This window comes from Hydrogenophaga sp. L76 (assembly GCF_057654755.1).
On sequence record NZ_CM172807.1, the window covers coordinates 3596938 to 3621575 of the forward strand.

Below are 24638 nucleotides of genomic sequence, written 5' to 3' on the forward strand. Positions count from 1 at the left end.
CCACGCCAGATGACTACACTCGCGCACAGGGACTTCATTCCGGGGCGCCTCATCGATGGCCCCCCTCCTTGTTGATAACGGCCACACCGTGCAATTCCAGCGTCCATTCGATCCTGTCGTCACTTTCCGAAACAGCCAGGGCGAGGCCGCCCGCGGAACGCTGACCAGCCTGCAGCGCCGCTCGCTGGTGATGGAGGTGTACAACCCCTACTCCATCGTGCAGGTCAGCGAGGTGCTCAGCGACCTGAACATCCGCTCCGGGGACCGCAGCATCTACAAGGGCAAGGCGGTGGTGGTGAGCCTGCTCAACACGGGGCTGATGGCGGTGGTGTCGGTGGCCCTGATCGACGAATGGAACGATCTGGGGGGCATCGGTCACAGCGCACGCAGCGTTTCCGAGGCGGTGAGCCGGTTTGTCGAAGAGTGGGAGTCGCGTTCACGCATCAGCGAGGCCTACCAGGTGGTGGTCAACGATTTGCGCGCCTACTTTTCCGAGGTCACGCGCTGGCTGGACCAGGCCGATATCACGGCCGGATTGCCGCGGGACGTGCATGGTCGCGTGCGCGATGAGGTTTTCTACGAAATCGCCCGGCCACTCATGAGCACGGTGCGCGAATACCTCGTGCGATTCGAGCGGGAAGCCGCCAAAGTGCCTCCCGAGCTGGAGTCGGCTCACCGCGCTTTCGCCCAGTCCGCCATTCATCCGCTGGTGTTGCGTGCGCCCTTCGTCTACCGGACCTTTGCCAAGCCCCTGGGCTACGCGGGCGACTACCAGATGGTCAACCAGATTCTGGGCGACCCGCGCGAGGGACCCAGCACGTACTTCGAACTGGTGAACTTCGTGTTCCTCCAGTCCAGCGTGGCGCAGGCGCACCGCAACCGGGTGGACATCCTGCTGGAGCGGCTGCGGACCCTGGCTGCCCAGGCCCGCGAGCAGGGCCGACCGCTGCGCATCCTGAACGTGGGCTGCGGGCCGGCGGGCGAACTGCAGCGCCTGGCCGCCACCGACCAGCCACTGGACCACCTGGACGTGGTGCTGATGGACTTCAGCGACGAAACCCTGCTCTACACGAGCCAGCGGCTGATCGAGACGGCTCAGGCCGCCGGACGCGAACCGCTGAAGGTGACACTGCGCCACGAGTCGGTGCACCAGTTGCTCAAGCGCTCGTCTCGCGACCAGGGCATTGCGCTGGACGAGCAGTACGACTACATCTACTGCGCCGGTCTGTTCGATTACCTGGCCGACAAGGCCTGCGCCCGCCTGATCGCCTACTTTGACAACCACCTGCGACCTGGCGGGACCCTGCTGGTGACCAACGTGCATTCCAGCAATCCGGAGCGTTTCTGGATGGAGCACTTCATGGAGTGGTACCTGATCTACCGCGATGAAGCGGGGCTGACGAAACTGTTCCCGCCGACGCTGCCCGATGTCAAGACCTACACCGATGCGACGGGCGTCAACCTGTTCGCCGAGGCGGTCAAACCGCTGTGACGCCCAGGCATGACCGGTAACCTGAGCCCTGGCCAACTGCCTGCTTCCTACGAAGAGGCCACGCACCGGCATCTGGTTTATTACAGCCGGATCACCTGCGTGCTGGCCATGGTGCTTGTTGCCGGAGGGGTCGGGCTGGATGCGGCTTTCTACCCGGAGCACTCGCAAGACTTCGGGTTGGCGCGTCTCGTGGTGGTGGCGCTGATCGGGGCCGCGCTTTGGAGCTACAGCAGTTCGTGGGGTTTGCGCCACGTCAGAGGGCTCACCTACTTCTGGATTGCCCTGCCCCAATTGATGATTGCCTGGATGATCTTCAGCACCGATGGAGAGGCCTCGATCTACTTTGTCGGTCTGACCCTCGCGGTATCGGGCATCAGCATCTTTCTGCCCTTGACCTTGCTTGAAGCGCTGGTTTTCAGCGTCTTCACCATGCTGGCCTACACCCTGGCCTGTGTGCTGCGCGTCGATGGCGTGCAGCACTGGCCGGTTCTCGCCGGTCAGCTGATGTTTGTTCTCTTCTTTTCACTCATTGCCATCACGGTGTCGGTCTATGGCGATCGGCAGCGGCGGCAGACCTACGCCTTGCAGACCGAGGTGCAGCGCCAGAAAGACGAACTGCTGGCGCAGAACAAAGCCCTCGTCGAGATCAAGGGCCAACTGCTGCAGCGCGAAAAAATGGCCGCCATCGGCACCCTTTCGGCCGGCCTGCTGCACGAGCTGAACAACCCGGTCAACTACAGCCTGATGGCCATCAACATGGCGCAGACCCTGCCCGCCGCCAAAAGCGATGAGCTGCTCAAGGAAAGCCTGGTGGACGCCAAGGAGGGCATGACACGCATCCAGAACATCGTCACCGACCTGAAGACCTTCGCCTACCAGAATCCCGGCGACAACAGCCAGCGGCCCTTTCTGCTGGAGCAGGCGATCCGCTCGGCGCAGCGGCTGGCGGGCCACGAGCTCAAGGGGGTGGCGGTGTCGATCGAGATGCCACAGGACACCCATGTGCTGGGCGACGAACCGGCGATCATCGGCGTGCTGATCAACCTGTTCAGCAATGCGGCCCATGCATTGGCCAAGGCGCAGCGCGAACAGCCGCGTATCGACGTCCGGGTGCAGACGGAAGGCGGGCGCCTGCGCGTGACGGTGCGCGACAACGGTCAGGGCATCCTGCCCGAGAACATCGAGCGCGTGTTCGAGCCCTTCTTCACCACGCGCGACGTCGGGGCCGGTCTGGGTCTGGGCCTGAGCGTGAGCTACGGCATCGTGCAGCGCCACGGCGGCTTGCTGGCGGTGGAGAGCGAGGCTGGCGCCTGGACCGCGTTCACTTTTGATCTGCCGAGGCCGTCATGAGCTCCCTCAACAACGCGTTGCCAACGGGCACCCAGAGCGCCCATGCCATCCTCATGGTGGACGACGAGCCGCAGGCCTGCAAGTGGTTCGCCCGCCTGTATGGCGACGAGTTCGTGGTGTGGACGGCGGGCGGCGTGGACGAGGCGCTGGCGCTGTTGCTGGCGCGCGGCGATCAGGTGGCGGTGCTGCTGACGGACTACAGCATGCCGGGGCGCGACGGGGTCGAGTTGCTGAGCGAGGTGCGCCGCTTGTACGGACACATAGCCCGCCTCTTGGTGTCTGCCTGCGCCGACAAGGCCGTGGCCCTGGCGGCGGTCAACCGGGGACATGTGGAGAAGATCCTGGAGAAGCCGCTGGATGAGGCCGTGACACGCCAGGCCCTGCGCGAGGCCCTGGCCGGCGCCCAGCGCCGCGCGCTCGACCAGGCGCTTGTCGACCAGCGCGCAGCGACCTTGCGTGAAACCCTGGGCTTTCTGGCCCATGAGGTCACCACGCCGCTGGCCACGGTGCGCGGTTATCTGGCGGCGATGCGCAAACGGCACCACGATGCGCCCGAGGGAGGCAGTGGCATGGCCCGCATCGAGCAGCACAAGCCGGGCGATGTGCTGTTCATGATCGAGGCCGCCCAGCGGCGTGCCGACTACGCACAGTCCCTGGTGTCCACCTTTGTACAGACCGCACGCGATGCCTACCGCAGCGACGCGCCGCTCAGCCTGCTGGCCAGCGATCTGGTGGCCGCCGTGCGGGACGAATACCCGTTTGATCTGGGCGAAGCGTCCTGGCTCTCGTGCGACCTGGCGGCCGATTTCAGGCTGCCGGGGCGGCGCGATCTGCTGTATCTGGTGCTGTGCACCCTGGTCAAGAACGCCTTGCTGGCATTGCGCTCGGCATTGCCTGATGATCCCCGGGTGTGCATCGCGCTGGGTGCCGCAGCACCCGCGCCCGGCTTGCCGGAACAGCCCGTCATCCGCGTGAGCGACAACGGACCCGGCATTGCGCCGGAGGTCCTGCAGCGACTGACCCACGAGCCCGTGACCACGCGCGCCGATGCCGGTGGATCGGGGATGGGACTGGTGTTTTGCCGGCGGGTGATGGGCTCGCTGGGGGGCACGGTGGACGTTCGATCGATGCCGGGGCAGGGCGCCGCGGTGACGCTGTATTTCCCGCCCGTGGAAGAAGCCAGGGCTTAGGAGCATTCATGAGACCCGAAAAAATCCTGTACGTAGACGACGAGGCCATTGCGTTGAAATATTTCGAGCGGCTGGTCGGTCCGCTGGCCCCGGTGCTCACCGCCCTGTCGGTGGAAGAAGGCCGGGCCGTGCTGCGCGAGCATGGCGACGAGATCGCCGTGCTGGTGTGCGACCAGCGCATGCCCGGCGAACGCGGTACCGAGCTGCTGCGGCATGCACGCCAGTACCACCCCAACGTCGTGCGCATGATGACCACGGCCTACTCCGAGCTGGGCGAGGCCATCGATGCGATCAACACCGGCGAGATCTACCGTTACATCAGCAAACCCTGGGAGCTGGAGAGTTTGCGCGCCGATCTGAAGAACGCGCTGGAGCTGTCCGATCTGCGCGCCGAGCGCAACGAGCTGCTGAGCGACAAGCTGCTGGCGCAACAAGGCCAGTTGCTGGCTCATCGGATGGCCGCGTTGCTGGTGCTGGGGGCGGCGGTTCATGCAGGCGGCGAACACGAAGCCTCGCTGTACCGCTTTGCCCAGGCCGCCATGGCCGGCGGCCCGGTGGCGCCTGCGGTGGACTGGAACCAGTGGGACCATGCCGACCTGCAACAGGCGGAGGCGCGGCGTGGCGCGAGCGTGGCCGGGCATGTGCGTCAATGGTTGCAGACCTTCGGCGTCCGCCACGATGACACACAAGTCCTGAACGCGCTGGCGCTGGCGGTGGGCGGTGAACGCCTGGGCGACGCGGTCCGGTTGCCCGGAGCCGATGCCTTCACTGCGCTGCTGAGTGCCCCGGTGGGAGAAACCGCGACGGGCGCACAGTGCGCCGGGCTCGCGTGGCTGCTCTGGGTGGGTGGGCGTGCGCAGGTGGAGACGCTGGCGGACGGCTGGCGCGTGACGCTGTCTGAAGCGCCCACCCTGCCGGCCGACTGGCTGGCCGATGCCATGGAGCGTCTGGGCGGCCGTTCGCCCGGCTGAGTTCACCGACCCCGGGGCTCCCAGGGCCGGTGCGACCGATCCGGCCGGTGGATCAGACCACCGTGAGCGTGACGTCGATGTTGCCGCGGGTGGCGTTGGAGTAGGGGCAGACCTGGTGCGCGGTGTTCACCAGATCTTCTGCCACGGCGCGGTCCAGGCCGGGCAGGCTCACCGCCAGGCGGGCGGCGATGCCGAAGCCGGCCGGGATCGGGCCGATGTCGACTTCGGCATCGATCGACGCATCGGCCGGCACGGTGATCTTCTTCATGCTGGCCACGTGCTTGAGCGCGCCCATGAAGCAGGCCGAATAGCCGGCGGCGAACAGCTGCTCGGGGTTGGTCGCCGTGCCGGCGCCACCCATGGCCTTGGGCGGGGTGAGCTTGATGTCGAGCAGGCCGTCGTCGGTGCGCGAGGCGCCTTCACGGCCGCCGGTGGTGTGGGCACGGGCGGTGTAGATCACTTTGTCGAGGGAGGTGGCCATGGTGGTTCCTTTGAGGGTGGTTGCTTCAGCGAAGCGGGGTGAAAAAGGGGATCAGGCGGTGAGCCGGTTGCGCAGTGCCTGCACCTGGTGGGTCAATGCCAGCGCTTCGGCCACGTCGCACTGTGAGGCCGCCAGCACGCAGCCTGGAATGCGCCGGGCACGGGCCTTGAGCGCGCGCCCGGCGGCGGTGAGGCGGATCAGCACGCGGCGCTCGTCGGTCGCATCGCGCAGCCGCGTCACCAGGCCCGCGGTTTCCATGCGCTTGAGCAGCGGCGTGAGCGTGCCGGAGTCGAGGGTGAGGCGTTCGCCGAGTTCGGACACGGCCACGCCGTCCTGCTCCCACAGCACCAGCAGGACCAGGTATTGCGGGTAGGTCAGGCCCAGCTCGTCGAGCAGGGGCTTGTAGAGCTTGGTCATGGCCAGCGAGGCCGAATACAGCGCGAAGCAGAGCTGGTTGTCCAGCAGAAGGGCCTGCTCGGACAGGGTGGGGGTGTTGCGTGTGACCATGGGGTTAACTGTAGCGATCAATTAAATTGTGTGCAATTGAATTGGCAAAAACATTGTTGAAAAAAGGGTCAAGCCGGAGCGAGATGGCCCCACCCAGGGCACCGCGGAACCGGCTTGCCGGGCCGCCAGTGCCGCCCCCTTGAGGGGGTGACGCGCGAAGCGCGGCGCGGGGGTGGGCCTGCCTCAAGCCATCAGCGGCGGGTTCTGCATTTCCTCGATCTGCTCCACCAGCATGTCCACCTGGCCCTGCCAGTAGTCGCGGCTGCCGAACCAGGGGAAATTGATCGGAAAAGCCGGGTCTTCCCAACGCCGGGCAATCCAGGCGCTGTAGTGGATCAGGCGCAGGGTGCGCAGGGGCTCGATGAGCGCGAGTTCACGCCGGTCGAAGGGGCGGAACTGCTCGTAGCCGTCGACCAGGGCGCCGAGCTGCTGGGTCTGCTGGCGCCGGTCGCCGCTCAGCAGCATCCAGAGGTCCTGCACGGCCGGGCCGGTGCGTGCGTCGTCCAGGTCCACGAAATGCGGGCCGGCGCCGGGCTGGCCCTCGGGCGTCCAGAGGATGTTGCCGGGGTGGCAGTCGCCGTGCAGGCGGATGCACCGGATGCCGTCTTCATCGGCCGGTTTGTTCGCGCGCAGCACCGGGTGGGCCTCGATCAGCGCCAGTGCTTCGCTCAGCGCGGTGGACCAGGCGGTCTGCACCTCGGGCGCAACCATGCGGTGTTCGATCAGCCAGTCGCGCGGCTCGTGGCCGAAGCCGGCCACGTCCAGCGCCGGGCGCTGAACAAAAGGCCGCGCCGCGCCCACGCTGTGGATGCGCGCGAGAAAGCGGCCGATCCACTCCAGCACCTCGAAGTCGTCCAGCTCGGGCCTGCGCCCGCCGCGGCGCGGGCTCACGGCAAACGCAAAGCCGCCGAAGTGGTGCAGCGTCTGGCCATTCACCGCCAGTGGCGGCACGGCCGGGATTTCTGCCGCCACCAGTTCGGCGGCGAAAGCATGTTCTTCGGCAATCTGCGCGTCGCTCCAGCGACCGGGCCGGTAGAACTTGGCGACCACCTGCCCATGGCCTTCGAAAGGCGATTCGAGGTGGATCTGGTAGACCCGGTTTTCAAAGCTGTTGAGCGCGGCCAGCCGGCCGTCGCCCCACAGGCCGATGGTGCCCAGCGCATCCTGCACCACGTCGGGGGTGAGAGCGGTGTAGGGGTGTGTGGCAGAGGTCATGAGCGATTGTCGCCGCAGGGGGCTGGCCTATCATCGGAGCATGTCGAAAGCCATCCACAAACAACGCGCACAGCCCACGCTGCAGGAGCAGTTGCCGGAGCTGCGCGAAGGCCAGTCCGTCGAGCTGCTGAAAGAGCTGCACATCCTCACGCGCGAGGGCAAGCTCAACCAGGACACGCGGCGCAAGCTCAAGCAGGTCTACCACCTGGTGCAGTTCATCGAGCCGCTGTTGGCCTCGGTGCTGAAGGAGCGCGGCGACGTGACCCTGGCCGACCACGGCGCGGGCAAGTCGTACCTGGGTTTCATCCTCTACGACCTGTTTTTCAAGGCCAAGCCGGTGGGCTGGGTGTATGGCGTGGAGTCGCGTGCGGAACTGGTGGAGAAATCAACCGCGCTGGCCGCCCGGCTGGGCTTTGAGCGCATGCGCTTCCTGGCCACCACGGTGCAGCAGGCGCTGACGGACCCGGGCCTGCCGCCGAGCTTCGACGTGGTGACCGCGCTGCACGCCTGTGACACCGCCACCGACGATGCGATTGCCTTCGGCCTGGCCAAGCAGGCGCGCCACATGGTGCTGGTGCCGTGTTGCCAGGCCGAGGTGGCGAGTGTGATGCGCAGCAGCAAGGCGCTGAACCTGTCGCGCACGCCGCTGGCCGAACTCTGGCGCCACCCGCTGCACACGCGCGAGTTCGGCAGCCAGATCACCAACGTGCTGCGCTGCCTGCAGCTCGAAGCCCACGGCTACAGCGTGACCGTGACCGAGCTGGTGGGCTGGGAGCACTCGATGAAGAACGAGCTGATCCTGGCGAGCAAGACAGGGCCCGGCCACCGCACCCAGCGCGAGCGGGCGGGCGAGCGGCTGCAGCAGGTGCTCGACGAACTGGGGCTTCAGGCGCTGCGTTCGCGCTTCGGCGTGGCGGAGCAAACCCCCGCCTGAACGGCTTTTCCCCGGGCGTTTGGCGTGTGAGGCGGTTATTTGCCGGCAGGCTTGGCCGCTGCAGGTTTGTTGCCGTTGGCCGTTGCGTTCAGGCCCAGGCGCGCGCCGATGGACTGCTCCAGGGTGCGCAACTTGGTCTCGATGTTGCCGCGCGTGTCGGCCACGAGCTTGACCTGCAGCGCCTGCTGCATTTCACCGCTGAGCTGCAGGTATTTGGCGTACTCAGGCGATTCGAGCAGGGTGACGATCTTGCGCAATTCGTCTTCGGAGAACTTCTGTTCGATCACGGTGCCGACGGTGCTCGGCGCGAGTTGAAGGGCCCGGCCACGCACCAGCGGCACGGCTTCATCGAGGTACTTTTTCGTGTCGGCCTCGATCTCTTTGGCGACCGCTTCCTGTTTGTCCGGCGCAATGCGCGCAGGCAGCGCAGCAGCGGCGCGGTCCAGCATCTGGGCCGCGGGCTGTTCGACCATGGCGCGGGACATGGCTTCAATGCCCGGCTGCTGCAACTTGAGCAGGCGGGTCACCAGCTCCTTTTTGGCCGGGGTGGAAGGTGCAGGTGCCTGAGCGAATGCAGCGGTCGTGGTGAGCAGCAGTGCGAGTGACAGGGCGGTGGTGTTCAGCGATTTTTGGATCATGCGGCATGTTACCCACAAAGCGGCAGCGCGCTGGAAGCGCTTGTAACCAGAATGTGGCATTTGTGAACCGGTGAAGCCCGGCCTCGAACCCCCGTTGCGCGCCAGGCCGCTCCGGAAAACCGTGGAATGCGCCGGATGAGGGTGACCCGGGTGTTCAAGCGTTTACGAGGGCTTTACCATCCGGGCTCCCTTTCTGGAGTGACTGCCCATGTTTTCCGATATCGATTTCCTGCTCCAGTCCATGGCCTGGCCGCTGGTGCTGCTGCTGGCCTGGTTCGCGGGTGAGCGCCTGCACGAGGCCGCCGGCGTGCCGCGCGTGAGCAGTTACGTGGCCGTGGGCCTGGTGGCCAGCCTGTTCGATCTGCCGGGTCTCACCAATGCTGTGCCGGGGTTGCCGTTTCTGGCCAACGTGGCCCTCTCGCTGATCTTGTTCGAGCTCGGCTATCGGATCAACCTGCGCTGGTTCCGCCACAACCCCTGGGTGCTGGCGCTGGGCCTGATGGAGTCGGTGGTCACCTTCCTGGCGGTCTACCTGGCCATGGCCTGGTTCAACCTGCCCACCGATACCCGGCTCATCATCGCCGCCCTGTCCATTTCAGCTTCGCCCGCGGGCATCGTGCGCGTGGCCAACGAGCTGCGCAGCGCGGGTCAGGTGACCGAGCGCGTGATGCACCTGTGCGCCATCAACTGCCTGGTGTCGGTGCTGTTGCTCAAGCTGGTGGTGGGCTACTGGCACCTGAGCACCTCGGGCGACCTGGTGATGGCGGCGTTCGGCAGCATCCACGTGCTGGGCACGTCGGTGGCGGTGGGAGCGCTGCTGGGCGTGGTCGGCCCCTGGCTGCTGCGATCGCAGCGCATCCAGGAGCGCGACGTGACGCTGGTTTTCGCGCTCGCGGTGGTGCTGCTCACCACCATGTCGTATGGCCTCAAGCTGTCGCCCTTGCTCGCCGCGCTCACCTTCGGCATCGTCGCGCGCGAGCGCCGCGTGCACCTGACCAACGCGCAGCGCGGCTTCGGCACCGCGGGCGATCTGCTCACGGTGTTTCTCTTCGTCTACATCGCCGCGCTGCTGGACTGGACCGATGTCTGGGGCGGCATGCTGCTGGGTCTGGTGCTCATCGTGGTGCGCACCGCCTCCAAGGTCGGCTGCAGCCTGGCGGCGGCCCGGCTGTCGGGCATCACCGAGCGCAAGGGGCTGCTCACCGGGCTGGCGCTCACGCCCATGTCGGCTTTTGCCATCCTGCTGCTGGAGCAAAGCCGGCTTTACGGCTTCGACCCGGCCCAGCAGGTGCTCGCGGTCATGGCCGGCATGATGCTGGTCCAGGAACTGCTGGGGCCGGTGGTCACACAACGCAGCCTGATGGCCGCACACGAAACCCACGTCACGAAAGAGGGCTGAACGATGCCACTGGAAACCTTCAAATCCTCGCAGTCGCTGACCATGGGCGTGGAGCTGGAGCTGCAGCTCGTCAACACCTACGACATGGACCTCTCCAGCAGTGCCAACGACCTGCTGGAACTGCTGCGGCGCAAGCCCTTCCCGGGTGTCGTCACGCCCGAGATGACGCAGAGCATGATCGAGATCGCGACCGATATCCAGACCGAGCACGGCCCGTTGCTGGCGCAGTTGCGAGAGATCCGTGACACGCTGGTGCACGCGGGCGACCGCCTCAACATCGAGATCGCCGGCGGCGGCACACACCCGTTTCAGCGCTGGTTCGAACAGCGCATTTTTTCCAAGCCGCGCTTCCAGCAGCTCTCGGGCCTGTACGGCTACCTGGCCAAGCAGTTCACGGTGTTTGGCCAGCACGTGCACATCGGCTGCGCGTCGCCCGACGAAGCGCTGTTCCTGCTGCATTCGCTCAACCGCTACGTGCCGCATTTCATCGCGCTGTCGGCCTCGTCGCCGTTCTTCCAGGGTGTGGACACGCTGTTCGATTCGGCCCGCCTGAACTCGGTGTTCGCTTTTCCCCTGAGTGGCCGCGCGCCGTTCACGCTGAGCTGGGACGAGTTCGCCAATGTGTACTTCACCAAGATGGAGAGCACCGGCGTGGTCAAGTCCATGAAGGATTTCTACTGGGACATCCGGCCCAAGCCCGAATACGGCACGATCGAGCTGCGGGTGTGCGACACACCGCTCACGGTGGAACGCGCTGCCGGCCTGGCCTGCTACCTGCAGGCGCTGTGCCGCCACCTGCTGGAACGCACCGAGGTGCCACCGGAAGAAGACGACTACCTCGTCTACACCTACAACCGCTTCCAGGCCTGCCGTTTCGGGCTCGACGGCATGATGGTCAACCCCAAGACGCGCGAGCAGATCAGCATCCGCGAGGACATCCTGGCCACGCTGCGCCACCTGGGGCCGCACGCCGAGGCGCTGAACTCCCAGGCAGCGCTCGACGAGATCGAACGCACGGCGGCGCGCGATGGCAACCACGCCAGCTTCCTGCGCAAGCGGTACGCCGAGAGCGGCAGCGTGCAGAGTGTGGTGAGGGCGAGTGTGGACGCCTTGCGGCGCGGTCCGGGCTGAGCATCATGGACCATGGCAGCGAAGGTTGCCGGGAAGCTCGCCGGGCTATCTTGAGAAGCGCTTTCTTGTGAGTGCCAGGGCCAGCCAGAAGGCGGCCACGGTGTAGACCAGCAGCACGGCGGCATGCAGCCAGACGTTTTCGGGCCACTGGTCCATGAACAGGGGGCGCACCAGCTCCACCGCGTTGGTCAGTGGCAGCCAGTCGGAAATGGCGCGCACCACCCCGGGCAGTTGTTCCCGCGGAAAAAACACCCCGGAGAGGAACATCATCGGGGTCAGGAACAGCGTGAAGTAGTAGGTGAAGAAGTCGTAGCCCTGGGCCAGGGCGTTGAACACCAGGGCGATGCACGAAAACGTGATGCCCACGCCCAGCAGCACCGGCCAGGCCAGCAACAGTTTTGGCGAATGGCTGATGCCCAGCGCGAGCATCACGGTCATGATGGCCGTGACCGAAAACAGCGCCTTGAAACCGGCCCACAACATCTCGGCCAGCACCACGTCGTCCAGGCTCACCGGCGCGTTCATGATGCCGTCCCAGGTCTTCTGCACGTGCATGCGGGAGAACGCCGAATACAGCGCTTCGAAGCTGGCCGCGTTCATGGCGCTCATGCAGATGCTGCCGCTGGCGAGGAACAGGATGTAGGGCACGGCCACGTTGCCTTGCGGCGTGGCGATGGTCACCTGGCCCACCAGCGCACCCATGCCGTAGCCAAAGGCCACCAGCCACATCAGCGGCTCGGCGATGTTGCCCACCAGACTCGGAATGGCGAGCTTCTTCCAGACCAGCAGGTTGCGCAGGAACACCGGCCACCAGCGGCTCGAAAGCCGGGGGGTGGACCAGTGAGAAGGGCTGTGGGGCTGGGGCAGGGTGTTCATGGTGGATGCGCCAACGGTTCCGTTCGGGCTGAGCTTGTCGAAGCCATGGCTGCTAACCGTCTTCTCTGATCTGGCGCCCGGTGAGCTTCAAAAAGAGATCCTCCAGATTCGCCGGCCGGTGCAGCGTGCGCAGCTGGTGGTGTGCACCCAGCGCGGCCAGCAGCGGCAGGGCCTGCGCGGTGTAGAAAAACACCGTCTCACCGCTCACCTCCACGCGCGCCGCCAGTGCCCGCAAGGTGGCGTGCTCTTCGGCCTGGGCCAGCGCGAGCGCGCCGTTGCCGTACACCTCCACAACGTCGGGCTCCAGGTGCTGCGCGATCAGCTCGCGCGGGCGGCCCTCGGCGATCTTGCGACCGTGGTCCAGCACCAGCAGGCGCGAGCACAGGCGCTCGGCCTCGTCCATGAAGTGCGTGGTGAGCAAAATGCTCTTGCCCTGCTGCAGCAGTTGCTGCAGGCGTTCCCACATCAGGTGGCGCGCCTGCGGGTCCAGCCCGGTGGTGGGTTCGTCGAGCATCAGCAACTGCGGGTCGTTCACCAGCGCGCGCGCCAGCGACAGGCGCCGCTTCATGCCGCCCGAGAGTTCACCCGGCTTGGCTTCGGCCTTGTGCGAGAGCGCGGCGAAGTCCAGCAGCTGCGGGATGCGGGGGCGGATCTGCGCGGCGCCCATGCCGAAGTAGCGGCCGTACACCAGCAGGTTTTCAGCGCAGGAAAAGTCCGGGTCCAGCGTGTCGATCTGGCTCACCACACCCAGCTGCGCCTTGATGGCCAGCGCGTCGCGCGGCATGTCCAGGCCGAAGGCGGTGATGCGGCCGGCGTCGGGCGCGGTCAGGCCCAGGCACATGCGGATGGTGGTGGTCTTGCCCGCGCCGTTGGGGCCGATCACACCCAGGCACTCGCCCGGCGCGATGGTGAACGACAGGTCGTCCACCACGGTGTTGCCGCCGTAGCGCTTGGTCAGGTGCTGGCATTCGAAGAGGTTGGCACTCATGGACGTGAATTGTGCCCGGGCGGCCGGCCCGTCGCGCGGCGTGGACGCCAGGGGCGCCGCCTACAATACCGGCACCGGACCGATCGGTCTTTTCCCGCGACCTGCCGTGTCTTTATCCCCTGCTGTCGTTCTTCAATACCTGCTGCCCAAACGGGCACTGACCGTGTTCGCTGGCTGGTGCGCAGGGTCGCGCGCGACCTGGTGGACGCGCAACGTGATTCCCTGGTTCATCCGGCGTTACGGGGTCAACATGGCCGAGGCGGCGGACCCGGACCCACGCGGTTACGCCACCTTCAACGAATTTTTCACCCGGGCGCTCAAGCCCGGCGCGCGGCCACTCGCGCGCGCGGCCTTTGTCTGCCCGGTGGACGGTGCCATCAGCCAGTTCGGCGCCATCGAAAAAGACCAGATCTTCCAGGCCAAGGGCCACAGTTACAGCACGCAGGCCCTGGTGGGCGGGGACGCCGAACTGGCCGCGCAGTTCGATGACGGTGCCTTCGCCACCATCTACCTCAGCCCCAAGGATTACCACCGCATCCACATGCCCAGCGCCGCCCGCCTGCGTCGCATGATCCACGTGCCCGGTGACCTGTTTTCGGTCAACCCGACCACGGCGCGCGGGGTGCCCGGTCTGTTCGCGCGCAACGAGCGCGTGGTCTGCGTGTTCGACGTGCCCCATGGCGACAGCGGCGAGATGCGCCCGTTCGTGCAGGTGCTGGTGGGCGCCACCATCGTCGGCAGCATGGCCACCGTGTGGCACGGCGTGGTGAACCCGCCGCGCCCGGGGCAGGTGCGCGAGTGGCGCTACGACGACAAGGCTTTTCTGCTCAACCGCGGTGAAGAAATGGGCTGTTTCCTGCTCGGCTCCACCGTGGTGCTGCTCTGGCCGAAAGACACCATTCACTTCAATCAGCAGTGGCTGGCGGGGCAGGGCGTGCGCATGGGCGAAGCCATGGGCCACGCCGTGGTGAGCGAACCCGACACCTGCCCGCAAGCCCTGATCACCTCCCAGGACACCCCATGACCACCCTCGGCACCCCCCTGTCTCCCTCCGCCACCAAAGTGATGCTGCTCGGCTCCGGCGAGCTGGGCAAAGAGGTGCTGATCGCCTTGCAGCGCCTGGGCGTTGAGACCATCGCGGTGGATCGCTACGACAACGCACCGGGCCAGCAGGTGGCCCACCACGCTCGCACCATCAACATGAGCGACCCGGCGCAGCTGAAGGCGCTGATCGAGGCCGAGCGCCCACACCTGGTGGTGCCCGAGATCGAGGCGATTGCCACGCCCATGCTGCAGGAACTCGAAGCGGCCGGCGTGGTGCGCGTGATCCCCACCGCGCGCGCCGCGCGCCTGACGATGGACCGCGAAGGCATCCGCCGCCTCGCGGCCGAAACGCTGGGCCTGCCGACCAGCCCCTACCAGTTCTGCGACTCGCTCGAAGAGCTGCAGGCCGCCATCGACGCGGGCATCGGTTACCCCTGCATCGTCAAACCGGTGATGAGCAGTTCGGGCAAGGGCCAGAGCAAGATCGACGGCCCGGCCGATGTGAAGACCGCGTGGGACTACGCGATGTCCGGCGGGCGTGTCGGCCCGGGCCGCATCATCGTCGAAGGCTTCATCGATTTCGACTACGAGATCACGCAACTCACCGTGCGCGCGCTCGGTGCCGATGGTCAGATTCAAACGCATTTCTGCGACCCGATCGGCCATGTGCAGGTGAGCGGCGATTACGTGGAAAGCTGGCAGCCGCACCCTATGACGGCCACCGCGCTGGCCGAGTCGCGCCGCATCGCCAAGGCGGTGACAGACGACCTCGGCGTGGGCCACGACGGCCAGCCTTCGGGTCTGGGCCTGTTTGGCGTGGAGCTGTTCGTGAAGGGGGACCAGGTCTGGTTCAGCGAAGTGAGCCCGCGCCCGCACGACACCGGCATGGTGACGATGATCACGCAGTGGCAGAACGAGTTTGAGCTGCACGCCCGGGCCATTCTCGGTCTGCCGGTGAGCACCGCGCTCAAGAGCCCGGGCGCCAGCGCCGTGATCTACGGCGGCGTGGAAGCCACCGGCATCGTGTTCGACGGGGTGGACGAAGCGATGCGCGTGCCGAACAGCGAGATCCGCCTGTTCGGCAAACCCGAGAGTTTTGTGAAACGCCGCATGGGCGTGGCGCTGGTGCACGACGCGGATGTGGAAGTCGCGCGCACGCAGGCCAAGCTGGCGGCCAGCAAGGTCAAGCCACGGGTGGCTTGACCGGAACACCCCCCTGCGCCGCTGACGCGGCTTCCCCCCTCTCTGGCGCGCCGCTGCGCGGCGCTTGGAGGGGAGACGCACCCTGCGGCCCGGCGAAGCCGGTTCCGCGGGTGCCCACAGCAGCAGTCACCTCACGCACGGCGCTTCTTCTGAATCTCACAGCTCCGGGGCACACGCGCATTGGCCTGAAGGGTTTTCACGACAGTGGCACCGTGGAACCGGCTTTGCCGGGCCACCAGTGCCGTCCCCCCCCCTCCAAGCGCTAAAGGCGCGCCAGAGAGGGGGGAAGACGCGTCAGCGGCGCAGGGGGGGCCCGCTATTCATGCCTCAGCGCATCGATCGGATTCAGCCGCGCCGCGCGCCGCGCCGGGAAGTAGCCGAACAGCACACCGATTGCTGCTGAAAACACGAAGCTCAGCAGGTTCACGCTCAGGTTGAACTGGTAGGGAACACTCATCAGCGCCGAGAGGCCGAGCGAGGCGCCGGTGGCCAGCACGATGCCGATGAGTCCGCCCAGCGCGGCCAGCACCACGGCCTCGATCAGGAACTGCAGCAACACCTCGCGTTCCAGGGCGCCGATGGCCAGGCGCAGGCCGATCTCGCGCGTGCGCTCGGTCACGCTCACCAGCATGATGTTCATGATGCCGATGCCGCCCACCAGCAGGCTCACCGCGGCCACCGCGCCGAGCAGCATGGTCATGATCTTGGTCGTGCCCGACAGCGTTTCGGCCAGTTGCTTGGTGTCGAGGATGTTGAAGTTGTCTTCGTCGGTCTCGGCCAGTTTGCGCCGCTCGCGCAGCAGCTGGGTGATCGACGACGTGATGCGGGCGGCGTCCGCACCCTCGCTCATGGACACCAGCAGGGTGTTCACCCGCGTGTGGCCGACGATGCGGCGCTGCAGGGTCTTGATCGGCATCAGCACCACATCGTCCTGGTCGTTGCCGAAGGCGCCCTGGCCCTTGGAGACCAGGGTGCCGATGACCTCGCAACTCATCGCCTTGACGCGCAGCTGTGCACCCACCGCGCTGGTGTTGCCGAAGAGCTCGCGTTGCACCGTCTGACCGATCAGGCAGACCGCGCCGCCAGCGCGCAGTTCGTCGTTGCTGAACTCGCGGCCGCCGGCCAGCTTCCAGTTGCCGGTGGTGAGCCACTGATTGGTGCTGCCGATCACACTGCTGCTCCAGTTGCGGCCGTTGGCCACGAGCACCGAGCCGGTGCGCGCTTCGGGCGCCACCGCGGCGATGCCGCCGATCTGAGCGGCAATGGCCTCGCCGTCGCTCTCCTTGAAGGCGGTCGCGCTGGCGCCGCTGCCACCGGGGCCCATGCGCTGTCCGGGGCGCACCTGCAGCAGGTTGGTGCCCAGGCCCGAAATCTGGTTCTGCACCGCGGCCGTGGCACCGTTGCCCACCGTGACCATGGTGATCACCGCGCTCACGCCAATGACGATGCCGAGGATGGTGAGGAAGGAGCGCAGCAGGTTGCGGCGGATCGAGCGCAGCGCGAGCAGCAAGGTGTTAAGCCACATGGGGTGCCCCCTTGCCGGCGATGCCCGTGACTTCCGCGTCGCTCACGGTCGCGTGCGCCGCACCCGCCTGCAGTGCGACCGGGTGGGTGTTGCGCTCGTCGCTCTCGACCACGCCGTCGACGAAACGCACGATGCGCTTGGCGTAAGCGGCCATGTCGTGCTCGTGCGTGACCATCAGCACGGTGATGCCCTGCTCGGCGTTCAGGTGCCAGAGCAGTTCCATGATTTCCTGGCTGCGGTGGGTGTCGAGGTTGCCGGTGGGCTCGTCGGCCAGCAGCACCCGCGGCTCGGTCACGATGGCGCGCGCAATCGCCACGCGCTGCTGCTGCCCGCCCGAGAGTTCACCCGGCGTGTGGTGCTCCCAGCCCTTGAGGCCCACCTGTTCGAGCGCGCGCGCCGCGGCGGCGTGGCGCGCGGCGGCGGGCTCGCCGCGGTAGATCAGCGGCAGCTCCACGTTTTCTTGCGCCGAGGTGCGCGCCAGCAGGTTGAAGCCCTGGAACACGAAGCCCAGGTAGCGCCGCCGCAGGCGCGCGCGCTCATCGCGGCTGAGCGACTGCACCTGCACACCCTGGAATTCGTAGGTACCGGTGGTGGGCACGTCCAGGCAGCCCAGCGTGTTCATCGCCGTGGACTTGCCCGATCCGCTGGGACCCATGATGGCGACGAACTCCCCCTGCTGGATGTCCAGGTCCACGCCCTTCAAGGCCTGGAAGGCGGTGTTGCCTTCGCCGTAGGTTTTGGTGATGCCGCGCAGGCGGATCAGAGGGGTCTCGCTCACGGCGCCGTCCCTGAGCGTTGTTCGGTGATCACGGCCATGCCTTCGGAGAGACCTTCGCCGCTGACCTCGGTGTTGCGACCGTCGCTGATGCCGGTCTTGACCTGCATGGCCACGGGCTGGCTTTCCTGCAGCACCCAGATCTGGCGCGCGCCGCCGCCGCGCGGGTCGGTGCCCGCTGTTTTGGGCCGGGTGTTGCGGGATGGGCGCGGCATCATTTTCGACAGGATGCTGGTGTTGGCCGCCGCAGCACCGTTGCTGCTGGTGGGCGAGAAGCGCAAGGCGGTGTTGGGGACCAGCAGCACGCCCCTGGCCTCCTTGGCGACGATGGTGGCGGCGGCCGTCATGCCCGGACGCAGGCTCAGGTCGCCATTGTCCACGTTGAGTGTGGTGGTGTAGGTGACCACGTTGTCGGTCTTGGTGGAGCCAAAGGCCACGCGGTTGATGGTGGCCGGGTAACGGCGCGCCGGGAAGGCGCTCACGGTGAAGGTGGCCTTCTGGTCCACCTTGACGGCACCCACGTCGGCCTCGTCCACCGCGACATCGAGCTTGAGCTGCGCGAGGTCTTCGGCCACGGAGAACAGCGTCACCGCCTGCAGCGAGGCGGCCACGGCGTTGCCCGGGTCCACCGTGCGGCTGAGCACCACGCCGTTGATGGGCGAGCGGATCGAGGCCTTGGACAGGTTGGTTTCGGTGGTGGCAAGGCCGGCGCGCGATTCGGTGACCGAAGCGCGCGCGGCAGCCTCGCTGCCGACGGCGCGCTCCACGGCCGCCTTCGCGCTGTCCAGCTCCGTGGCCGAGGGCACCTTGCCGCCCGAGAGGCGCGCCACTTCTTCAAATCGCGCCAGCGTGGCACGCACTTCCTTGGTCGTGGCGACCGCCTGCGCCAGCTGCGCCTGGGCCGCGGCCAGACCGGCGCGCGACTGCGTCACCTGGTCCACCAGCTTGGCGGTGTCCAGCTCCACCAGCACCTGGCCGGCCTTGATGCGGTCGTTCACGTCCACCAGCACCCGCTTGACGGTGCCCGAGAGTTCGCTGCCGATGTTGACCGAGCGCGTGGGCTGCAGCGTGCCGTTGGCGGACACGGTGAGCGTGACGTCGCCCTTTTTCAGCGGCTCGGTCACGTAGACCGGCGCGGCCTTGCTCTGCTGCTGCGATTGCCAGTAGATGATGCCTCCGACCACGGCGACGAGCACGGCAGTGCTGATCCACAGCGCGCTGCGTTGCCACCAGTGCGGCGGGTGGTCGTTGCCCAGCAGGTTTTGCAGGTCGGCGGGGGGGGCGTCTTTTTTGGAGCTCATGGCGATTCGGTTTCGGTGTTCTGGGTTCAGCGGGGGGTGGCTTCAACCGGTGGCGCATCGGGCGTCCAGCCGCCGCCGAGGGCCTTGTACAGGCGCACATGGTCGGCGCTCAACGTGGCCTGGGTGCTGGCCACGCTGTCCTGGGTCGAGAGCAGGGTTCGCTGGGTGTCGAGCACGGTGCGGAAATCGACCAGGCCGCTTTCGTAGCGCTGGCGTGCCAGCAACTCGGCGTTGGCCGCAGCGGCGCTGGCCGCCTGCAGGCGCACCAGGCGCTCGCGGTCGCCCTGCAGCGCCACCAGCGCGTCTTCCACGTCCTTGACGGCGCTGATCACGCTGCCCTGGTAGGCCACGCGCGCCTGCTCCAGCGCGGCTTCCTGCGCGCGCACCTGGGCTCTGGCCGCGCCGCCGTCGAACAGCGGCGCCGACACGCTGGCCAGCAGCGAACTGGCGACCGACGCGCCGTTGGTCAGCGTTCCCAGCGTCAGCGCGGAGAGGCCCAGCGAGCCGCTGAGGCGAAAGCTCGGGTAGCGGGCTGCATCGGCCGCGGCCACGCGGGAGAGCGCGGCGCTGATGCGGTGTTCGGCGGTCCGCACGTCGGGGCGCTGGCGCAGCGTCTCGGCCGGAAAGGCCAGCGCCAGATCGCCCGCGCCCTGCGGGATCGGTGCGGCGGTGTTCAGTGCGCCCTGCAGCGCGGCGGGCAGCGTGCCGGGTGCCTGGCCGGTCAGCACCGCCACGCCGCTCAGGGCCTGGGCGATGCTGGTCTGCAGCGCCGGGATCTGGGCCGCGGTCTGCTCGCTGGACGCAATGGCCTGTTCCAGGTCGAGCGACGAGGCGAGACCCGCCTGGGTGCGCCAGCGCGTGATCTGCAGCGTTTCGCTCTGTGCGGCGAGGTTGCTGCGCGCGATCGCCAGCCGGGTCTGCAGGCCACGCAGTTCGATGTAGGTGGCGGCGACTTCGGCTGCCAGCGACACCTGCACATCGGCCAGGCTGGTTTCGGACGCGCGGGCATCGGCCTCGCTGGCGTTCAGGGTGCTGCGGTTGCCGCCAAAAATGTCCGGCTCCCAGCTGGCGTCAAAGCCGGCCTGGAAGCGGTTGCTGGCGTCGTTGTCGCCCGACTTGCTGCGCTGCGCCGAGCCCGAAACCCCCACCGACGGGCCAAGGCCGGCCTGCTGCACGTCGCGCTGCGCGCGCGCCTGCAGCAGCGCGGCCTGCGCGCTTTTCACGCTGGTGTTGGCCTGCAGCGCCTGCGTGACCAGCGTGGTGAGGGTGGGGTCGTTGAAGCGCTGCCACCAGGCGGCCAGCACCGTGGGCGAGGTGGCTGCGCTGACAGGAGCTGCGGACCAGGCCGTCGGCAGCGGGGTTGAAGGCAGCTCGCCGCCAGCCGGTGCCAGGCTGGCGCAGGCCGACAGCAGGGCGACGCTGGCCAGGCCGATCAGGGTGACAGGCCGGCGGACCGGTCGGGCTTGGGAGGGGGGGAGCAGGTTCATGGTGTTCGTTCAGCATACCGGGTACGCCGTTGCCCCATTGTGCGCAAGCGAACATGACCGACTGTGACCGGACGGTGAAGTTCAGGTAAAGCCGATTTGTACTTTGGTGGTATCCGGCCGTCAGCGGTGCATTGAGGTGTGCGTTCCCCGGCGTCAACGGGTCGGGCCGGCGCGGGCTGGTCAGGCCGAGCCGGGTTCCGGTGCGTCGGTTGGCGCCGGATCGGGCCTTGTCGCCACATGCAGCGTCTGCGTGGGGAAGGCGATGGCGGCACCATGGCGCGCCACGATGCGGCCGATGTCAAGCAGCAGCTCCTGCTTGAGCACCTGGAAGTCCACCCAGGCGCGGGTGAGCGTGAAGGCGTAGACCATGATGTCGAGCGAACTGGCGCCAAAGCGGGTGAAGTTCACGATCAGTGTCTGGCTGTTGTCGATGCCGGGGTGGTTCTGCAGCAGGGCCTTGATGTCGGCGACCACGGCTTCCACCTGGGCGAAGTCGTCGTAGCGCAGGCCCAGGGTTTCTTTCAGGCGCCGGTGGCTCATGCGCGAGGGGTTTTCGACCACGATGCTGGTGAACACCGAGTTGGGCACGTAGATCGGATTTTTGTTGAAGGCGCGGATGCGGGTGTGGCGCCAGCTGATGTATTCCACCGTGCCTTCGATGCTCTTGTCGGGCGATCGGATCCAGTCGCCGACGCTGAACGGGCGGTCGAGGTAGATGGTGAGGCCGCCAAAGAAGTTGGCCAGCAGGTCCTTCGCGGCCAGGCCGACCGCGATGCCGCCGACGCCACCGAGCGCGAGCAGGCCCCCGATCTGGAAGCCCAGGGTGTGTGCCACGGTGATGGCGGTGACCACGACCACCAGCAGGCGCAGCAGCTTGTTCAGGGCGAGCGCGGTGGTGAGGTCGAAGGCCTCGCCGCTCTCGGTGCGGCGCCGGATGCTGGTCTGGGTCACGAGCCCGATGAGTTTCCACAGGAACCAGGTCACGCTGACCACGAGGCCGACGTCGCGCCATTGCAGTGCGCCTGTCAGCAGGGCGGGCTCGGGCCAATGCGCATTCAGCGCACGCGCCACCCAGCCCAGCCCGATCAGCCAGATCAGCAACTGCGCGGGCTTGCGTGCCGCGCTCAGCACGGCCTCGTCCCAGGGGTTGGCCGAGCGCAGGGCCCAGCGATGGGCCTGCAGGAACGCCGTGCGCACGGCCTGCCCGACCAGCAGGGTGAGCAGGACGATCGCCAGCACGGATGCCAGCCAGAGTTCAGCGCCCGTGAATTGTTGAAGACTGTCGGTGAGTCGGTTCATGGGCGCGGGTCACTGGAACGCGACTTCGGCAAAGCTGCGCAGCTTGCGGCTGTGCAACTGGTCCGGTCCGCCTGCGCGCAGGCGGTCGATGGCGCGGATGCCGATGCGCAGGTGCTGGTCCACGCGTTCGCGGTAGAAGTGGTTGGCCATGCCGGGCAGCTTGATCTCGCCGTGCAGCGGCTTGTCGCTCACGCAGAGCAGGGTGCCGTAGGGCACGCGGAAGCGGAAGCCGTTGGCGGCGATGGTGGCGCTTTCCATGTCGAGCGCCACCGCGCGCGATTGCGAAAAGCGGCGCTGGGGCTTGTTGTCGGGCAGCAGCTCCCAGTTGCGGTTGTCGGTGCTGGCCACGGTGCCTGTGCGCATGATGCGCTTGACCTCGGCCGGCGGCACGCCGGTGACGTCGGCCACGGCGGCTTCGAGCGCGAGCTGGATCTCGGCCAGCGCAGGGATCGGCACCCACAGCGGCAGTTCTTCGTCGAGCACGTGGTCTTCGCGCACGTAGGCGTGGGCCAGCACGTAGTCGCCCAGCTGCTGGGAGCTGCGCAGGCCGGCGCAGTGGCCGATCATGAGCCAGGCGTGCGGGCGCAGCACGGCGATGTGGTCGGTGATGGTCTTGGCGTTGGCCGGGCCGACGCCGATGTTGACCATGGTGATGCCGCTGCGGTCGGCGCGCATGAGGTGGTAGCCCGGCATCTGAGGCAGGCGCGGCGGGGCCGCACCCAGTTCGTCGCTGGCTTCGGCCGGCAGGCCGGCGCGGCGCATCACCACGTTGCCCGGCTCCACGAAGGCCATGTATTCGCTGGCGGGGTTGGCCATCTCGGCGTGGCCCAGGCGGATGAATTCGTCGATGTAGAACTGGTAGTTGGTGAACAGCACGAAGTTCTGGAACCACTCCGGCGCCGTGCCCGTGTAGTGGCGCAGGCGCTGCAGCGAATAGTCCACGCGCGGCGCGGTGAACAGCGACAGCGGGTGCGGCTCGCCCGGGCGCGGCTCGTGCGTGCCGTTGGCGATGCCGTCGTCCATGGCCGCCAGATCGGGCAGGTCGAACACGTCGCGCATGAGGGCGCGGCGCTCGGCGCTCAGGCTGCCTTCGACGTGGTCGTGTTCGGCGAACGAGAAGTGGATGGGGATGGGGTGCGTGCTGGTGCCCACCTCCAGTTCGCCGCCGTGGTTGATCAGCAGCAGGCTGAACTGGTCCAGCAGGTAGTCGGCGTAGAGGTCGGGTCGCGTGATCGTGGTCTCGAACCGGCCGGGACCGGCCACGAAGCCGTAACTCAGGCGGCCCGTTCCCTGGTGCGACACGCTGTGGGTGTGCAGGCGCACGAAGGGGTAGCAGGCGCGCACGCGGCTGCCTTTGGCGTCGGCACCGGCCACGAAGTCGCGCATGGCCGCGCGCAGGAAGTGAATGTTCTGCTGGTAGATGCGCTGGACTTGAGCCAGCGCAGCGGCCGGGTTGCGGTAGAAAACGGGGGCGGTAAAGTCGGGTGTCTTGTACATGCCGCTATTGTGGCGCCGCCCCGTGACACCTTGCCCCCACCCGGAAACCCCATGCTGGATGCCGCTGCCCCGGTGCTGCTGAACCCGTCGGTCGACATGGCCGGGGCCGCGGCGGTGCTGGCGGCCGCACTGGGCTGCGGCTTGCTGGTGGGCATCGAACGCGAGCGGCGCAAAGGTGCCGGTCCGGGGCGGGCGTTCGCCGGTTTGCGCACCTTTGCGCTGACCAGCGTGGTGGGCGCCGCCGCAGCGCTCACGCAGCTGACGGGACTGGTGGTGACCGGCGCGGTCCTGGTGGCGGCGCTGGCCCTGGTCGCCTACTGGCGCGACCGCTCCGAAGATCCGGGTGCCACCACCGAAATCGCCCTGTTGCTGACCTACCTGATCGGCGTGCTCTGCGCGCAGAGCTTGCCGCTGGCCGCCGCGCTCGCCGTGGGGCTGACCGGCGTGCTGGCCGGGCGGGAACGGCTGCACCGTTTTGCCCGCCAGTGGCTGACCGAGGGCGAGGTGCGCGACGGCATCGTGCTGGCGGCACTGGTGCTGATGGCGTTGCCGCTGGTGCCGAACCGGCCGCTCTGGGGCCCGGTGCTCAACCCCTACGTGATCGTGCAGTTGCTGGCCCTGCTGCTGGCGGTGCAGTCGCTGGCGCACCTGTGCCGCCGCCTGCTGCAGGCGCGCCACGCGGTGGCGTTCTCGGCGCTGGCCTCGGGCTTTGTGTCGAGCACCGCCACCATCGCCACGCTGGGGCTGGCCGTGCGCGAGGGCCGTTCGGAAGCGCGCTTGATGGCGGGCGGTGGCCTGTTGTCCTGCGTGTCCACCCAGCTGCAGGTGCTGCTGGTGGCCGCGGCCGTGCAACCGGCCTGGCTGCCGGTCCTGTGGCTCCCGGCGCTGGCCGCCGGTTTGCTGGCCCTGGCCTGGGGCTGGTGGATGGTGCGCGGAGCGCCGGAGGAAGCCGCCGTGACCACGACGGTGCCGGACGAAGACCGGATGTTCAGCCTCTGGGGTGCCGCGGGCGTGGCCGCTTTGCTCAGTGCCGTTCAGGTGATGGTGTACGCGCTGACGCTGTGGCTGGGGTCATCGGGTCTGCTGCTGGGCTCGGCCCTGGCGGCGCTGGCCGACCTGCACGCCTCGCTGGCGGCGGTCTTTGCGTCGGGCACACCCGCGGCAGGTGGGGCCGCGACCTGGGCGGTGATGCTGGCTATTCTGGTGCACGCCGGCAGCAAGAGTGCAACCGCCGGGCTCGTGGGGGGGTGGCGCTACCTGGCCTGGCTGGCGCCGGGCCTGTGGCTGCACATGGCGCTCAGCGTCGCGGGCATCTACTGGATGGCACGCGTCTAG

The 24638-nt window shown here is 67.6% G+C and carries 22 protein-coding genes; 10 read left to right on the top strand and 12 right to left on the bottom strand.

The annotated features are described in order from the left end of the window. The first annotated feature begins 55 nt into the window (after window positions 1-55). The 4 genes from AC23D4_RS17590 to AC23D4_RS17605 are packed head-to-tail and all read left to right on the top strand — an operon-like array spanning window position 56 to window position 5003. Complete coding sequence (locus AC23D4_RS17590; RefSeq protein WP_487623639.1) at window positions 56-1492, top strand: SAM-dependent methyltransferase; 1437 nt, start codon at window positions 56-58, stop codon at window positions 1490-1492. Window positions 1493-1501: 9 nt separating this feature from the next. Next, window positions 1502-2842 (top strand): sensor histidine kinase, encoded by a 1341-nt coding sequence (locus AC23D4_RS17595; RefSeq protein ID WP_472886864.1) that lies wholly within the window; start codon window positions 1502-1504, stop codon window positions 2840-2842. Further along, the gene (locus AC23D4_RS17600) at window positions 2839-4032 is read left to right on the top strand and encodes a hybrid sensor histidine kinase/response regulator (protein WP_472886865.1); all 1194 of its coding nucleotides are present in this window, start codon (window positions 2839-2841) and stop codon (window positions 4030-4032) included. The genes AC23D4_RS17595 and AC23D4_RS17600 overlap by 4 nt, the downstream gene beginning before the upstream one ends. Before the next feature lie 8 nt (window positions 4033-4040). After that, the gene (locus tag AC23D4_RS17605; protein WP_472886866.1) at window positions 4041-5003 is read left to right on the top strand and encodes a response regulator; all 963 of its coding nucleotides are present in this window, start codon (window positions 4041-4043) and stop codon (window positions 5001-5003) included. A 52-nt stretch (window positions 5004-5055) separates the two neighbouring features. Here AC23D4_RS17605 and AC23D4_RS17610 read toward each other — a convergent pair whose 3' ends face one another. From AC23D4_RS17610 to AC23D4_RS17620, 3 genes are all read right to left on the bottom strand, one after another. Next, complete coding sequence (locus AC23D4_RS17610) at window positions 5056-5484, bottom strand: organic hydroperoxide resistance protein (protein ID WP_472886867.1); 429 nt, start codon at window positions 5482-5484, stop codon at window positions 5056-5058. A 51-nt stretch (window positions 5485-5535) separates the two neighbouring features. After that, a complete protein-coding gene (locus AC23D4_RS17615) occupies window positions 5536-5991 on the bottom strand; it encodes a MarR family winged helix-turn-helix transcriptional regulator (RefSeq protein ID WP_472886868.1) in 456 nt (151 codons plus the stop codon). A 183-nt stretch (window positions 5992-6174) separates the two neighbouring features. After that, window positions 6175-7206, bottom strand: a complete 1032-nt coding sequence (locus AC23D4_RS17620) for a serine/threonine protein kinase (protein WP_472886869.1) — start codon at window positions 7204-7206, stop codon at window positions 6175-6177. A gap of 40 nt (window positions 7207-7246) precedes the next feature. Here AC23D4_RS17620 and AC23D4_RS17625 point away from each other — a divergent pair, with 40 nt between their 5' ends. Next, on the top strand, window positions 7247-8140 hold the full coding sequence (locus AC23D4_RS17625) for a class I SAM-dependent methyltransferase (RefSeq protein ID WP_472886870.1): 894 nt from the start codon (window positions 7247-7249) through the stop codon (window positions 8138-8140). Between the two features lie 35 nt (window positions 8141-8175). Here the strand turns inward: AC23D4_RS17625 and AC23D4_RS17630 are convergent, their stop codons facing one another. Then, window positions 8176-8778, bottom strand: coding sequence for a DUF2059 domain-containing protein (locus tag AC23D4_RS17630; RefSeq protein WP_472886871.1), 603 nt, complete (start codon window positions 8776-8778; stop codon window positions 8176-8178). A gap of 208 nt (window positions 8779-8986) precedes the next feature. Here AC23D4_RS17630 and AC23D4_RS17635 point away from each other — a divergent pair, with 208 nt between their 5' ends. Together AC23D4_RS17635 and AC23D4_RS17640 are read left to right on the top strand one after the other, a co-directional pair. Continuing rightward, window positions 8987-10177, top strand: a complete 1191-nt coding sequence (locus AC23D4_RS17635) for a cation:proton antiporter (RefSeq protein ID WP_472886872.1) — start codon at window positions 8987-8989, stop codon at window positions 10175-10177. Window positions 10178-10180: 3 nt separating this feature from the next. Continuing rightward, window positions 10181-11308 carry a YbdK family carboxylate-amine ligase gene (locus tag AC23D4_RS17640; RefSeq protein ID WP_305362572.1) on the top strand — a complete coding sequence of 376 codons (1128 nt, stop codon included), beginning with the start codon at window positions 10181-10183 and terminating at the stop codon, window positions 11306-11308. 45 nt (window positions 11309-11353) lie between these two features. Here AC23D4_RS17640 and AC23D4_RS17645 read toward each other — a convergent pair whose 3' ends face one another. Both AC23D4_RS17645 and AC23D4_RS17650 read right to left on the bottom strand, forming a co-directional pair. Then, complete coding sequence (locus tag AC23D4_RS17645) at window positions 11354-12184, bottom strand: ABC transporter permease (RefSeq protein ID WP_472886873.1); 831 nt, start codon at window positions 12182-12184, stop codon at window positions 11354-11356. A gap of 52 nt (window positions 12185-12236) precedes the next feature. Then, window positions 12237-13172, bottom strand: a complete 936-nt coding sequence (locus tag AC23D4_RS17650; protein ID WP_472886874.1) for an ATP-binding cassette domain-containing protein — start codon at window positions 13170-13172, stop codon at window positions 12237-12239. Here AC23D4_RS17650 and asd point away from each other — a divergent pair. Together asd and purT are read left to right on the top strand one after the other, a co-directional pair. Continuing rightward, the gene (gene asd / locus AC23D4_RS17655) at window positions 13171-14196 is read left to right on the top strand and encodes an archaetidylserine decarboxylase (protein ID WP_472886875.1); all 1026 of its coding nucleotides are present in this window, start codon (window positions 13171-13173) and stop codon (window positions 14194-14196) included. The two genes, AC23D4_RS17650 and asd, sit on opposite strands and share 2 nt — an antisense overlap. Further along, window positions 14193-15419: a formate-dependent phosphoribosylglycinamide formyltransferase gene (gene purT, locus AC23D4_RS17660; RefSeq protein ID WP_472886876.1), complete on the top strand. Its 1227-nt coding sequence runs from the start codon at window positions 14193-14195 to the stop codon at window positions 15417-15419. Before asd ends, purT begins: the two co-directional genes overlap by 4 nt. A gap of 316 nt (window positions 15420-15735) precedes the next feature. On the opposite strand, the gene AC23D4_RS17665 is transcribed toward purT, so the two are convergent. From AC23D4_RS17665 to AC23D4_RS17690, 6 genes are all read right to left on the bottom strand, one after another. Next, window positions 15736-16944, bottom strand: a complete 1209-nt coding sequence (locus AC23D4_RS17665) for an ABC transporter permease (protein WP_472886877.1) — start codon at window positions 16942-16944, stop codon at window positions 15736-15738. Beyond that, window positions 16934-17722: an ABC transporter ATP-binding protein gene (locus AC23D4_RS17670; protein ID WP_472886878.1), complete on the bottom strand. Its 789-nt coding sequence runs from the start codon at window positions 17720-17722 to the stop codon at window positions 16934-16936. Before AC23D4_RS17670 ends, AC23D4_RS17665 begins: the two co-directional genes overlap by 11 nt. Continuing rightward, window positions 17719-19020, bottom strand: a complete 1302-nt coding sequence (locus AC23D4_RS17675; protein ID WP_472886879.1) for an efflux RND transporter periplasmic adaptor subunit — start codon at window positions 19018-19020, stop codon at window positions 17719-17721. Before AC23D4_RS17675 ends, AC23D4_RS17670 begins: the two co-directional genes overlap by 4 nt. Before the next feature lie 26 nt (window positions 19021-19046). Further along, window positions 19047-20507: an efflux transporter outer membrane subunit gene (locus tag AC23D4_RS17680; RefSeq protein ID WP_472886880.1), complete on the bottom strand. Its 1461-nt coding sequence runs from the start codon at window positions 20505-20507 to the stop codon at window positions 19047-19049. 180 nt (window positions 20508-20687) lie between these two features. Further along, window positions 20688-21806, bottom strand: coding sequence for a mechanosensitive ion channel family protein (locus tag AC23D4_RS17685; RefSeq protein WP_472886881.1), 1119 nt, complete (start codon window positions 21804-21806; stop codon window positions 20688-20690). 9 nt (window positions 21807-21815) lie between these two features. Continuing rightward, window positions 21816-23303 carry an AMP nucleosidase gene (locus AC23D4_RS17690; RefSeq protein WP_472886882.1) on the bottom strand — a complete coding sequence of 496 codons (1488 nt, stop codon included), beginning with the start codon at window positions 23301-23303 and terminating at the stop codon, window positions 21816-21818. Window positions 23304-23354: 51 nt separating this feature from the next. Between AC23D4_RS17690 and AC23D4_RS17695 the strand changes: the two genes are divergently transcribed. Further along, window positions 23355-24638, top strand: a complete 1284-nt coding sequence (locus AC23D4_RS17695; protein ID WP_472886883.1) for an MgtC/SapB family protein — start codon at window positions 23355-23357, stop codon at window positions 24636-24638.